The 12,992-nt window shown below is 76.0% G+C and carries 10 protein-coding genes; 9 read left to right on the top strand and 1 reads right to left on the bottom strand.

What is annotated here, in order from left to right:
• Positions 1-236 precede the first annotated feature (236 nt).
• The 3 genes from ACQPX6_RS26445 to ACQPX6_RS26435 all read left to right on the top strand — a co-directional run bounded on the left by ACQPX6_RS26445 (position 237) and on the right by ACQPX6_RS26435 (position 2,596).
• On the top strand, positions 237-833 hold the full coding sequence (locus tag ACQPX6_RS26445) for a response regulator transcription factor (RefSeq protein ID WP_116709579.1): 597 nt from the start codon (positions 237-239) through the stop codon (positions 831-833).
• 323 nt (positions 834-1,156) lie between these two features.
• Positions 1,157-1,735, top strand: a complete 579-nt coding sequence (locus ACQPX6_RS26440) for a sigma-70 family RNA polymerase sigma factor (RefSeq protein WP_433788363.1) — start codon at positions 1,157-1,159, stop codon at positions 1,733-1,735.
• The gene (locus tag ACQPX6_RS26435; protein ID WP_433783666.1) at positions 1,736-2,596 is read left to right on the top strand and encodes an anti-sigma-D factor RsdA; all 861 of its coding nucleotides are present in this window, start codon (positions 1,736-1,738) and stop codon (positions 2,594-2,596) included.
• Positions 2,597-2,666: 70 nt separating this feature from the next.
• On the opposite strand, the gene ACQPX6_RS26430 is transcribed toward ACQPX6_RS26435, so the two are convergent.
• Entirely contained in the window at positions 2,667-3,056 is a 390-nt protein-coding gene (locus ACQPX6_RS26430; protein ID WP_433788362.1) for a DUF5319 domain-containing protein, read from the bottom strand.
• A 104-nt stretch (positions 3,057-3,160) separates the two neighbouring features.
• Here ACQPX6_RS26430 and guaB point away from each other — a divergent pair, with 104 nt between their 5' ends.
• The 6 genes from guaB (at position 3,161) to ACQPX6_RS26400 (ending at position 12,992) form a co-directional block, all read left to right on the top strand.
• Positions 3,161-4,681 carry an IMP dehydrogenase gene (gene guaB, locus ACQPX6_RS26425; protein ID WP_433788361.1) on the top strand — a complete coding sequence of 507 codons (1,521 nt, stop codon included), beginning with the start codon at positions 3,161-3,163 and terminating at the stop codon, positions 4,679-4,681.
• Between the two features lie 29 nt (positions 4,682-4,710).
• A complete protein-coding gene (locus ACQPX6_RS26420) occupies positions 4,711-5,844 on the top strand; it encodes a GuaB3 family IMP dehydrogenase-related protein (RefSeq protein ID WP_433783664.1) in 1,134 nt (377 codons plus the stop codon).
• 108 nt (positions 5,845-5,952) lie between these two features.
• Positions 5,953-8,724 carry an ATP-binding protein gene (locus ACQPX6_RS26415; protein ID WP_433788360.1) on the top strand — a complete coding sequence of 924 codons (2,772 nt, stop codon included), beginning with the start codon at positions 5,953-5,955 and terminating at the stop codon, positions 8,722-8,724.
• A gap of 143 nt (positions 8,725-8,867) precedes the next feature.
• Complete coding sequence (locus ACQPX6_RS26410) at positions 8,868-9,032, top strand: hypothetical protein (protein ID WP_433783662.1); 165 nt, start codon at positions 8,868-8,870, stop codon at positions 9,030-9,032.
• Entirely contained in the window at positions 9,029-9,712 is a 684-nt protein-coding gene (locus ACQPX6_RS26405) for a hypothetical protein (RefSeq protein WP_433783661.1), read from the top strand. Before ACQPX6_RS26410 ends, ACQPX6_RS26405 begins: the two co-directional genes overlap by 4 nt.
• A 16-nt stretch (positions 9,713-9,728) precedes the next feature.
• A complete protein-coding gene (locus ACQPX6_RS26400; protein WP_433783660.1) occupies positions 9,729-12,992 on the top strand; it encodes a bifunctional cytochrome P450/NADPH--P450 reductase in 3,264 nt (1,087 codons plus the stop codon).

The raw sequence follows: 12,992 nt of genomic DNA, 5'->3' as shown, positions 1-12,992 counted from the left end.
GACCGGGCGGTGCCGATCGGGCGTGATGCCCTCGGCCCCATCGAGGCGTGGTCGTCCTGCGCCCGTCGTGAGGAGAGCGCATGGACCGGCACGTCGGCCCCGGACCCACCCGGGGTGGGGTCCCCGGGCGGATCAGTGAATCGGGAGCCGCCGGCGGGTCAAGCTCGCCGCTCCGCGTGCCGATGGGGGAGAGTGCTCGCTCATCGACTGCAGGGTCGCTGCAGAAAGGAGCTCCCGTGACCACGGTGCTGATCTGCGACGACCGTCGCAGCGTCCGTGAAGGCCTCACCAGGGTGATGTCCGCGGTCCCGGGAGTCCACCGCATCGACTGCGTCGCCCACGGCGACGAGCTGCTCACGCGCTTCTCGCGGCAGACCGTCGACGTCGTGCTCGTCGGCACCCAGCGGGCCGTGCCCACCGGGGTCGAGGCCACGCGCCGGCTCGTCGCGGCGCACCCGCAGGCCAACGTCATCGTCTTCGGCGCGCCCGACGACTCCGGCAGCATCGCCGCGGCCATTGCCGGCGGCGCGCGCGGCTACCTGCGGTGGGACGCCTCCCGCCCGGAGCTCGTCGCCGCGCTGGCGCACACGCTGGCCAGCACGTCGGTGCCCGCGCCCCGCACGCCCGCCGACTCGGGTGTCCAGCTCACCGAGCGCGAGCTGCAGGTCCTGCGCGGCATGGCCCAGGGCAAGAGCAACGGCCAGATCGGCCGCGAGCTCTACCTCTCCGAGGACACCGTCAAGACCCACGCGCGCCGGCTGTTCCGCAAGCTCGGCGTCCGTGACCGTGCGCAGGCCGTCGCGCACGGCTTCCGACGGGGCCTGGTCTCCTGACCGCCTCCCGGAACGACGGACGCTCGGGAGCCCGGGTCGACGTCACCCACCGGGTGCCGGTCGACGACCTCCCGACGCCGGTGATCGGCATCCCGCGCGCGGTCCACCGCGCCGCGGACCGGTGGCGTGCGCCGGATCGGGCGAACGCCACGCCTGCCCCGCCGAGTGCGGGCCCCGCCCGTTACGCTGCACGGACCACGCCGTCGCCCGACCCGCTCACCGCGGCCGGGACGGCGGACCGTCCGGCGGTGGACCCCGTGTCGACATCCGTGCCGATGCGCCCGGTGACACCGCCCCGCGTAACACCGGGGCCACGCGCAGCGATGACTGATGCAGGGAACGATCTCGAGGGTCTGGTGGCCGCCGCCAACGACGGCGACCGCTCTGCCCTCAACCGCGTTCTCGCGATCATCCGGCCGTTGGTCGTGCGGTACTGCCGTGCGCGCATCGGCCGGCACGAACGGTCATCGGTCTCGGCCGACGACGTGGCCCAGGAGGTGTGTCTCGCCGTGCTGACAGCGCTGCCGGGATACCGGGACCAGGGCCGCCCGTTCCTCGCGTTCGTGTACGGGATCGCCGCCCACAAGGTCGTCGACGCCCACCGCTCGGTCGCCCGCAGCCGTTCCGAGCCCGTGGAGGAGCTCCCCGAGGAGCTCGATCCCCGGGACGGACCCGAGCAGCGAGCACTGAACGGAGCGTTGTCGGTCCAGATGGGTCAACTGCTCGACACGCTGCCCCCCAAACAGAGGGAAATCCTCGTGCTGCGTGTCGTCGTTGGACTGTCGGCGGAGGAGACCGCCAAAGCGGTCGAGTCCACTCCCGGTGCGGTGCGGGTGGCACAGCACCGGGCCCTGTCGAAGCTGCGGACCGCCGTGTCCGCGATCTCGGAAGAGGTGAGTTGAGTGGGCGGCCACCGGGCGTCGGGCGGGTCCGAGGGTGACCTCGTCGACGGCCCCGTCGACCTCGCTGCGGTCCGGGCGGACGACGCCCTGATCGACGCGCTCGCCGGCGGTGCCGGTGCGGGTGATCAGGGCGGCTACGGCTTCGGCGGCACCGACGACGACAGCCTCGCCGCGATCCTGGCGGCGTGGCGTGCCGACATCGAGGCCGACCCGATGCCCGAGCTCGTCACCCTGGACGAGGCGGCCGAGGCCGTCGCGGCGGGTCACGAGTCGCGCGATCGGCTGCGGTCCCGCGGCCGTCGGCGCATGCCGTTCGCCATCGCCGCCGTCGCGGCCGCCGTCGCCTGTGCGGGGCTGACGGTCGCGGTCCACGGCGCGATGCCCGGCGACACGCTCTGGGGCGTCTCCAAGGTCTTCTTCTCCGAGCGCGCCCAGGGCGTCGAGCGCGTCGAGGAGGTCCGCAACCGCATCGAGGCCGCCAACGGCGCGCTGGCGCGGGGCGACACCCAGGCCGCGCGCAACGAGCTCGCCCAGGCCAACATCGCGATCCCGCAGGTCGAGCCGGAGCAGCGCGCTCCGCTGGTCGCCGAGCGCGACCGGGTGCAGAGCTCGCTCCAGAACGACCCGTCGCCGTCCACCCGCCAGCCCGCTTCCGGGTCGACGGAGCCGACGACGGAGCCGACGACGGGCGCGGGACAGACCCCGGAGGACCAGGTCTCCCCGACTCCGGTGGCGCCGCCCGCAGACCCGGCCACGCCGGACGACCCGGGAGTCCCGGCCGACACGCAGGACGCGCCGGACGAGACGACCACCACCAACGGTCTCTCCTCCACCCCCGGCGCGACGTCGACCACCGGCTGACGCACCACCGCCACGACGAACGGCCCGGCCCCCGCGAGGGGACCGGGCCGTTCGTCGGTGTCGGTGGGTGCTACTCGGCGAGCGTCGCGTCCGCGAAGCCGCGGCAGTACTCCCAGGTGACGTAGGCCGCCGGGTCGGGGTCGAACGGGGGCTCGTGCGGGCGCATGTGGCCCTCGTCGAGCAGCTGCTGGAGGCTGGCGCGCAGCAGGTCCCAGTCGTGGTAGTGCTGCTCGGAGCAGTCCTCGCAGTCGACCACCACACCGCGGATGCCGCGCGGGGCGAGCAGCGCCTCGAACACCGCGAGGTCCCCGAGGTCGGCCACCACCTCGTCGCGCTCGGCGTCGTCCAGCGGGGCGTCGCCGTCGCCGTCGGACTCCGATCCCCCGAGCGCGCGGGCAGGGTCCGCGGGATCCCCCGCGAACGGGTCGGGCGGCAACGCTTCATACGGCACGACCAGCAATTTACCCGCCACGCGGTGGGCGTCACGCGTCGCGGTGTGCGCGCCCGGGGGACCGGTCCGCGGGTCGGACTACGATCGGGGGCATGGTGCTGACGGAGGCCGGGATGCGGGAGACCGAGCGCTACGGGGCCGGACCCGTCGACAGCGAGAAGTTCGCCCTGCTCGGCCTGACCTTCGACGACGTCATGCTCCTGCCCGCCGAGTCCGACGTCGTGCCCTCGGAGGCCGACACCTCGGCGCGGCTCACCCGGCGGGTGACGCTGCGCGTACCGCTGGTCAGCTCGGCGATGGACACGGTCACCGAGTCGCGCATGGCCATCGCCATGGCGCGCCAGGGCGGCATGGGCGTGCTGCACCGCAACCTGCCGGCCGAGGAGCAGGCGTCGCAGGTCGAGGTGGTCAAGCGGTCCGAGGCCGGCATGGTCACCGACCCGGTCACGTGCTCGCCGGACGACACGCTCGCCGAGGTCGACGCCCTCTGCGCCCGGTTCCGCATCTCCGGGCTGCCCGTGGTCGACCACGACGGCCGCCTGGTCGGCATCATCACCAACCGCGACATGCGCTTCGAGGTCGACCACTCGCGCCGGGTGCGCGACGTCATGACCGCCGAGGACCTCGTCACCGCGCAGGTCGGCGTCACCGCCGAGGCCGCGCTCGGCCTGCTGCGCCGCCGCAAGATCGAGAAGCTGCCGCTCGTCGACGGCGCCGGCATCCTGCGCGGGCTCATCACGGTCAAGGACTTCGTCAAGACCGAGCAGTACCCTCTCGCCACCAAGGACCCGGACGGCCGCCTGCTCTGCGGGGCCGCCGTCGGCGTCGGCGACGACGCGTGGACGCGGGCGATGACGCTGGTCGACGCCGGGGCCGACGTCCTGGTGGTCGACACCGCGCACGGGCACTCGCGCGCGGTCACGGCCATGGTCGCGAAGCTCAAGCAGGAGCTCGGGGAGCGGGTCGAGGTCGTCGGCGGCAACGTCGCGACGCGCACCGCGGCGCAGGCCCTGGTGGACGCGGGCGCCGACGCGATCAAGGTCGGCGTCGGGCCGGGCTCCATCTGCACCACGCGGGTCATCGCCGGCGTCGGCGTCCCGCAGATCACCGCGATCCACGAGGCGGCCGCGGCGGCCACCCCGGCCGGGGTGCCGATCATCGGCGACGGCGGGCTGCAGTCCTCGGGCGACATCGCCAAGGCGCTGGCGGCGGGCGCCAGCACCGTGATGCTCGGCTCGCTGCTCGCGGGCACCGCCGAGACGCCGGGCGACCTGGTGCTGCTCGACGGCAAGCAGTACAAGGCGTACCGGGGCATGGGGTCGCTGGGCGCGATGCAGACGCGCGGGCGCCAGGGCTCGTACTCGAAGGACCGCTACTTCCAGGACGACGTGCTGTCCGACGACAAGCTGGTGCCCGAGGGCGTGGAGGGCCGCGTACCCTTCCGGGGGCCGCTCGCCCAGGTGGCCCACCAGCTGGTGGGCGGGCTGCGGGCGGCGATGGGCTACACGGGCTCGCGTTCCACGGCAGAGCTGCAGCGGGCGCACTTCGTGCGCATCACCGCGGCGGGGCTCGCCGAGTCGCACCCGCACCACGTCACGATGACCGCCGAGGCGCCGAACTACGGGGCGCGCTAGCGCTACGACCTGACAGGGAGGGCCTCCGCGTGCGCGAGCAGGTCGAGATCGGCCGGGGCCGCAGCGCCCAGCGCAGCTACGTCTTCGACGACCTCGACATCGTGCCGTCGCGGCGGACGCGCTCGTCGTCGGCGGTGTCGACGGCGTGGCAGCTCGACGCCTACCGCTTCGAGCTCCCGCTGCTCACCCACCCCACCGACGCCGTGGTCAGCCCGGTCACGGCCGCGCGCGTCGGCGAGCTGGGCGGCCTGGGCGTGCTCAACGCCGAGGGCCTGTGGGCGCGGCACGCCGAGGCCGAGAAGGCGCTGGCCGAGGTCGCGGCGCGCGCCGCGGTCGACCCCGCCGACGCCGTCGCCGAGCTGCAGCGCCTGCACGCCGCGCCCGTGCAGCCGGCGCTGCTCACCGAGGCGCTCGAGCGCGTCCGGGCGGCCGGCGCCACCGTCGCCGCCCGGGTCAGCCCGCAGCACGCCCGCGAGCTGACGCCCACCCTGCTCGCCGCGGGCGTCGAGGTGCTGGTCGTCCAGGGCACGATCATCTCCGCCGAGCACGTGGGCGGGGAGGACGGCGCCGAGGGCCCGCTGGACCTCGAGGACTTCATCGACTCGCTCGACATCCCCGTCGTCGCCGGCGGTGTCGGCGACTACCGCACGGCGATGCACCTCATGCGCACCGGCGCCGCCGGCGTCGTCGTCGGCTACGGCCAGGCCGCCGCCACCTCCACCGACTCCGTGCTGGGCATCGGCGTCCCCATGGCCACCGCGCTGGTCGACGCGGCCGCCGCGCGCCGCGACTACCTCGACGAGACCGGCGGGCGCTACGTCCACGTCGTCGCCGACGGCGGCATGGACACCTCGGGCGACATCGCCAAGGCCATCGCCTGCGGCGCCGACGCGGTGATGCTGGGCGAGCAGCTCGCGGGCGCGGAGGAGGCCCCGGGCGGCGGCTGGTACTGGACGGCGTCGGCGGCGCACCCGTCGCTGCCCCGCAGCGGCATCACCCGCGTGCCGACGGCCGCCGCCGACCTCGGCGGGGTGCTCACCGGTCCCGCGCGCTCCGGCGCAGGCACCGCCAACCTCTTCGGCGCGCTGCGCCGGGCGATGGCCAAGACGGGCTACTCCGACCTCAAGGAGTTCCAGCGCGTGGGCCTGTCCGTGCGGCGCTGATCCCCTCGCCGCATCGCCGCAGGTCGGGCACGCAGGGCGATCGTCCGGTGTCCCACGGAAGTGGCCCTGGACAGGGTCGTCCGGGTGCGCTCTGGTCGGGACGTGACCATGCGCCGTGAGCTGCCGCGTCTCCGGCGCCCGCTCGCGGCCCCCGCGTTCGTCGGGCGCCGGGACGCGCTCGCGGTGGTCGACGAGGCGTGGGACCGGGCGCGGGCGGGCGAGCCGCGCATCGTGTGGGTCGAGGGCGAGGCGGGCACCGGCAAGACCGCGCTGCTCACCCGCGCCACCGCCGACCGGCACGCGGCCGTGGTGCTGTCGGCCACCGGGGACGCGGCGGAGTCGGCGCTGGCGCACGGGCTGCTCGACCAGCTCGTCGCCGACCTGCCGCGCGAGCTCGTGGAGCGCCACGCCCTCCTGCGGCCCGACCGGGACCCGCGCGCCGACCCCCTCGCCGTCGGCGCGGACCTGCTCGCGGCGCTCGGCGCGGTGCCCGGCGAGGACCCGGTGCTCGTGGTGCTCGACGACGTCCAGTGGGCCGACCCGGCCTCGGTGCGGGTGCTCGTCTTCGCGCTGCGCCGGCTGCGCCACGACCGGGTCCTCGTGCTCGCGGGGGTCCGGACGCCGGGGCCCGAGGAGCCCGCGGGCGAGCCGTGGTGGGAGCGGCTGCCCGCGACGTCGCGCGCGGTGCACCGGCTGCGCCTGGAGGGCCTGGACCCCGCCGAGCTCTCCGAGCTCGCGGCCGCGCTCGGCCGCCCGCTGGGCTCCACCGGCGCCGCGGACCGGCTGTGGCGGCACACCCGCGGCCACCCGCTGCACGCCCGGACCCTCATCGAGGAGCTGCCGCCGGAGGTGCTCGCCGGCACCGCCGACACCCTGCCCGCGCCGCGCAGCCTGCCCTCGGTGGTGCTCGTGCGGCTGGCCCGCGCCGCGCCGGCGACCGAGGCACTGGTCGTCGCGGCGTCGGTGCTCGGGGAGAGCGCGCCGCTGGCGCTCGCGGCCGCCGTCGCCGGGCTCGGCGACGCGTCGGAGGACACCGCCGCCGCGCTCGACGAGGCCGTCGGGCTGGGCCTGCTCGAGGAACGCCCCGGTGGGCCGCCGGTGCGGCTCGGCTTCGTGCACCCGCTGGTGCGCGCCGCGGTGCGCGGGGACCTGCCGCCCGCCCGCCGTCGCGCCCTGCACGCGGCCGCGGCCGGCCTGCTCGCCGGGCGGGCGGCCCTCGACCACCGGGTCGCCGCCGCCGCGGGCCCGGACGCCGCGCTCGCCGACGCGCTCGAGGAGCTCGTGTCGGCGCCGGGCGCGGCCGTCGCGGGCACCGAGGCCGCCGACCTCCTGCACGCCGCCGCGGACCTCAGCACCGTGCCGTCGGAGCGCGAGCGCCGGATGCTGGCGGCGGCGTCGCGGCTGCTCGCCGAGGGCGAGGTCGCCCGCGCGGTGGCGCTCGAACCGGCGGTCGAGGCGTGCACGCCAGGGCCGTGGCGCACCGCGGTCCTCGGCCAGCTCGCGGTGCTGTCCGGGCGCTTCGGCGTCGGGCGCGAGCGGCTCGAGGCCGCCGTGGCGACGGCCCCGGAGGGCCCGGGCGAGGACCGGCCGGGGGACCGGGCGCGGGCGGGCGCCGCGGCACACCTCGCGGTCCTGCACCTGCTCCAGGGCGACCCCGGCGCGGCGGTGGCCACGGCCGGCGCCGCGCTCGGGGCCGGCGCCCGCGGCGACGACGTCCGCCTGCCCGGCGGGCTCGCGCTCGTGCTCGGTCTCGCGGTCGGCGGCCACGGCGACCAGGCCCACGCGGTGCTGGGTCGTGCGGTGGTGGACGGGCGCCCGCCGCCGGTGGACGTGCTGATCCTGCGCGGGGTGCTCGCCACGCTCGCCGGCGACGACCCGGCCGCGGCCGCGGACCTCGACGAGGCCGTCCGCCGGGCCCGCGCCGGCGAGCCGGTCCGCGCGCTGGCGCTGGGGCTCGCGTTCCGCCCGGCGGTGCAGGACCGCGTCGGGCGCCCCGACGGGGTGGTCGAGGGGTTCGAGCTGGCCACCTCGCACGCCCGCGACGGGGGCACGGCGCTGCCCGGCGCCCTCGCGCACGCGTTCGCGGCCGAGGCACTGGCGGTGCGGGGACGCGGCGACGAGGCGCGGGCGCACCTCGACGCGGCGGCGGGGCTCGGGCCGCGGTGGTGGGGCCGGGACGTGTGCACCGCGATCGCCGGGGCCGTGCTCGCCGCGGTCGAGGACGACCCCGAGGGCGTCCTGCGCGCGCTCGCCCCGGCGTGCGTCCCCGGTGTCCGGGCGCTGACCGACGGCCTCGGGATGCTCGCGCCGCGCGTGCTGGAGGCCGAGGCGCTGCTCGACCTCGGGCGGACCGAGAAGGCTGCCGGCGGCGTCGCGGAGCTCGCCGCCCGGGCCCGCGGTCGGCACGCCGTCGACGCCGTCCGGCTGCGCGTGCGCCTCGACGTCGCCGCGGGCCGGCCGACGCCGCGTTCACTCGCCGAGGCCGGGGTGACGGAGCCGGACGCCCCGCACGCCGCCGCCCGCCTCGAGGCCGAGATCGGGCGCGGGCTCCTGGCCACCGGCGAGCGCCGCGCCGGGCTCGACCTCGTGCGGGGTGCCCGCGACGTCCTCGCGCGCCTCGGCGCGGCGCCGTGGTGCCGGCGCTGCGAGGAGCTGCTGCACGGCGCCGGGCTGACGCCGGCCGGCGCGCACGAGGCCCTGGGCCTCACGCCGCACGAGGAGGCCGTCGTCGCCCTCGTCGCGCGCGGCCTGACCAACCGTGAGGTCGGGCGCGACCTGTACATCACCCCGCGCACGGTCGCCTACCACCTCAGCAACGTCTACGCGAAGCTCGGCGTGACCTCCCGCCGAGAGCTGCAGGTGCACCTCCGGCGCACGTGAGCACTTCTCGGTGCCCGAGCACCGAGAAGTGCTCACGTGCGCGGAGCGCACCTCGCGACTGGAAGGTCGACTGGAAGGTCCGGCCGGTCCCCGCGACCCCTCGCAGGCACCACGCTCGACGGTGAGCGCAGGAGGAGGTCGCCATGCACCTGACGGTCGACCTGCTCCGCGCCCCCGACGGGCGTCTGGAGGGCACCGTGAGCACCGAGACCGGCGGCGAGCAGGCGTTCTCCGGCACGCTCGACCTGCTGCGCATCCTGGAGGACCTGCAGCCCGTGCCCCCCGGCGACGAGCGGCGCCCCGGGTGACGCCGGCGTCGCCGCGCCTCGCGGCCGTGATGGGCGTCGTGTTCGCGGTCCTGTTCACCGCGGCCCTGGTCGCCGTGAACGGCGTGCCGCACCTCGGCGACCCGGTCGCCGACTACGGCGCGTTCTACGACGGGGCCGGCGACACCCTGGTCACCGCCGTCGCGATTTACCTCGTCCCCCTGGCCGGCATCGCGTTCCTGTGGTTCGTCGTCGCGTTGCGCTCGGTGCTCGACACGCTGGAGCCGGCGCCGTCGGCGATGGCGCACGGGCTCAACCTGCTGTCCGGGGTGCTGTTCGTCGCGCTGCTGTTCGCCGGGACCGCGGCGCTCGCGACGCCGGTCCTGCTGACGACGATCGGCGGCGGCGCGCCGCTGGCACCGGACACCGCGCGGGCGCTGTCCGCGCTCGGCTACGGCCTGGTCTTCCTGTTCTCGGTGCGCGGCGCGGGGATGTTCGCGCTGACCACCACGACGCTGCTGCGCGGCGCGGGCGTCATGCCCCGCGGCGCGGCGGTCGTCGGCTACCTGCTCGCGGCGTGGCTGCTGGTCACCGCGACCGACCACCCCGCGAGCCTGCTCATCCTGCCGGCGTGGGTGCTGCTCGTCGCGGTCGTCCTCCTGCGCCACGACCGCCGGGCGGCCCTCCCCGCCGCCCCCGACCCGACCCCCGCGACGCGCTGAGCCCGAGGAGCGAGCCATGACCACCCCAACTTCGACCACGGCAGAGCGTCCCGCGTCGCGCACCCCCGCCGACGTCCCCGGGCCGAAGGGCCTGCCGCTGCTGGGCAACGTCCGCGAGGTCCACCCGGCCACGCTGATCCAGGACCTCATGGCGCTCACGCGCGAGTACGGCCCGATCTACGCCGTGCGCTCGCCGTCCGGGATCCGCTACGTGGTCTCGGGCCTGGAGATGGTGGACGACCTCTGCGACGACTCCCGCTTCGACAAGCTCGTCGGGCTGAGCCAGCGGGAGTTCCGCAAGACCCACCAGAGCGCGGGCCTCTTCACCGCCGACACCGAGGACCCGCTCTGGAAGTCCGCCCACGACATCCTGCTGCCCAGCTTCTCCACCTGGGCCATGAAGGGCTACCTCGACCCGATGGTCGACATCGCCGAGCAGCTCTGCCTGAAGTGGGAGCGCCAGGACCCGAGCGAGCCGATCGACGTCGCGTCCGACATGACGCGCCTGACCCTCGACACCATCGCGCTCTGCGGCTTCGGGTACCGCTTCAACTCGTTCTACCGCGACACCCAGCACCCGTTCGTCGAGGCGATGATGGGCGCGCTGCACGAGACGCAGCACCGCCAGCAGGTGCCCCCGGCGCTGCTGCCGTTGCGGCGCGGGGCCCAGCGCAAGCTGATGGCCGACGCCAAGTACATGGACGACACGGTCCAGCGCATCCTCGAGGAGCGGAAGGCGTCCGGGGACCCCGGGAACGACCTGCTCGGGCACATGCTCGTCGGCACCGACAAGGCCGGGAACTCCCTGCCCGACCACAACATCGTCGCCCAGTGCGTCACGTTCCTCGTCGCCGGCCACGAGACCACCAGCGGTCTGCTCTCGTTCGCGATCGCGTACCTGCTCAAGCACCCCGAGGTGGTGGCGAGGGCGCAGGAGGAGATCGACCGCGTGTTCGGCACCGATCCCTCGGTGGCACCGACCGTGTCGCAGATCGGGCAGCTCGGCTACATCCGGCAGATCCTCGACGAGACGCTGCGCCTCTGGCCGACCGCGCCCGCGTTCACGCGCCAGGCCCGCGAGGCCACCACAGTGGGCGGGTGGGGCCCGTTCGAGCCCGGGCAGTCGATCATCGCGCTGACGCCGATGCTGCACCGGCTCCCCGAGGTCTGGGGTGACGACGCCGAGGAGTTCAACCCCGAGCACTTCGCGCCGGAGCGCCGCGACGCCCTGCCGCCCAACGCCTTCCGGCCCTTCGGCTCGGGCCAGCGCGCCTGCATCGGGCGCCAGTTCGCCATGCAGGAGGCGACGCTGGTGCTGGCGATGGTCATGCACCGGTTCGACCTCCTCGACACGGCGGACTACCAGCTGAAGATCAAGGAGTCGCTGACGCTCAAGCCCGAGGGGCTGACCATCGGTGTGCGCCCGCGGTCGGGCCGGACGTGGGGCGCGTCCCCGCGGCCCGCGGCCGCCGCCGTCCCCGAGCCGCGCTCCGCGTCCCTGCCCGTGGCCGCCGCCGACCGCCACGGCACGCCGCTGCTGGTGCTGTTCGGCTCCAACCTCGGCGCCGCCGAGGACCTCGCGACCCGGATCGCCCGCGACGGGACCGACCGCGGCTACACCGCCCGCACCGCCCCGCTCGACGACGCGGTGGGGGAGCTGCCGGCCGAGGGCGCCGTGGTGGTGGTGACCTCGTCGTACAACGGGGAGCCACCCGACAACGCGGGGAAGTTCTGCGCCTGGCTGGACGGCTCGGCGTCCTCGGCCACGGGGGTGAGGTACACGGTCTTCGGGTGCGGCAACCGCGACTGGGCGGCGACGTACCAGGCCGTGCCGACCCGGGTCGACGCCGGACTCGAGGCCCGGGGCGGCACGCGCGTGTACCCCCGCGGCGAGGGCGACGCCCGCGGCGACTTCGACGGGCAGTTCGAGGCCTGGTTCGGCGGGCTGTGGGACGCGCTGGGCACCGCGCTGGGTCTGGACGCCGCCGCCACTACGGCGGCGGACGGCGGCCCGCGCCTGGCCGTGACGCTCGAGCAGCGCCGCACCGCCAGCCCCGTGCTGCAGTCCTACCGCGGGCAGGCGGCCACGGTGCGGGTCAACCGCGAGCTCACCGGCCGCGCCGGCACCGCGGGCGGGCGCTCGGTGCGCCACCTCGAGATCGCGCTGCCCGCCGGCGCCACCTACGGCACCGGCGACCACCTCGGGGTCCTGCCGCGCAACCCGATGGGGCTGGTCAACCGCGTCATCACCCGCTTCCGGCTCGACGGCGGCCAGTACGTGACGCTGACCGCGAGCGGCAGCGCTCCGACCCACCTGCCCGTCGGTGAGCCGTACCCGCTGCTCGCGATCCTCGCCGGCTGCGTGGAGCTGCAGGACGTCGCGGGCCGCGGCGGGCTGACGGCGATGGCGGCGGCGATGCCCGCGGGGCCGGCGCGCGACGAGCTCGCGGCCCTGGCGGGTTCCGACGACGAGTCGAAGGCGCGCTACCGGGAGCAGATCGCGAAGCCGCGGCGCACGCTGCTCGAGCTGCTCGAGGCCCACCCGGAGTGCGAGCTGCCGTTCGCGGCGTTCCTCGACCTGCTGCCCCCGCTGCGCCCGCGGTTCTACTCGATCTCGTCGTCGCCGCAGACCTCGTCGGCGGTGGCGCTGACCGTCGGCCTGCTCGAGGGCCCGGCCCGCGCCGGCGACGGGTCGACCTACCGCGGCGTCTGCTCGGGGCACCTGGCCGGGGTGCCGGAGGGCGGCACGGTGTTCACGTTCGTCCGCTCGCCCAGCATCGCCTTCCGGCCGCCGGAGAACCCGCACGTGCCGATGATCATGGTGGGGGCGGGGACGGGCATGGCCCCGTTCCGCGGGTTCCTCCAGGAGCGCGAGGCGCTGCGCGCGCAGGGGGTGCCGATCGCGCGATCGCTGCTGTTCCTCGGCTGCCGCGACCCCGAGGACGACCTGCTCTACGCCGACGAGCTCGCCGCGTTCGAGAAGGCGGGCGTCGCCACCCTGTTCCCGGCGTACTCACGGGTGGCGGGCGCGCCGTACCGCTACGTCCAGCACGCGCTCGAGGGCGCGGCGGACGAGGTGTGGGCGGCGCTGCAGGAGGAGGCGGTGGTCTACGTCTGCGGCAACGCCTCGACCATGGCGCCGGGCGTGCGCGCGGCGCTGGTGGCGGTGTTCCGGGCGAAGACCGGTGCGGGCGCGTCCGACGGCGAGGCGTGGCTCGCGGGCCTGCGGGCGTCGCACCGCTACCTGGAGGACATCTGGGGCGAGACCGCGGTGGTGTGA

The sequence above is a fragment of the Actinomycetospora sp. CA-101289 genome (assembly GCF_050955895.1).
Lineage (GTDB): Bacteria > Actinomycetota > Actinomycetes > Mycobacteriales > Pseudonocardiaceae > Actinomycetospora.
Note: the sequence above shows the minus strand (reverse complement) of the source record. Positions and strands in the feature narration are given on the sequence as shown.

What these genes read in the sequence shown, in the direction of transcription:
- ACQPX6_RS26400 (WP_433783660.1), top strand. Translation starts at nt 9,729, where the DNA reads ATGACCACCCCAACTTCGACCACGGCAGAGCGTCCCGCGTCGCGCACC.
- ACQPX6_RS26410 (WP_433783662.1), top strand. Translation starts at nt 8,868, where the DNA reads ATGCACCTGACGGTCGACCTGCTCCGCGCCCCCGACGGGCGTCTGGAG.
- guaB (WP_433788361.1), top strand. Translation starts at nt 3,161, where the DNA reads ATGCGGGAGACCGAGCGCTACGGGGCCGGACCCGTCGACAGCGAGAAG.
- ACQPX6_RS26440 (WP_433788363.1), top strand. Translation starts at nt 1,157, where the DNA reads ATGACTGATGCAGGGAACGATCTCGAGGGTCTGGTGGCCGCCGCCAAC.
- ACQPX6_RS26415 (WP_433788360.1), top strand. Translation starts at nt 5,953, where the DNA reads ATGCGCCGTGAGCTGCCGCGTCTCCGGCGCCCGCTCGCGGCCCCCGCG.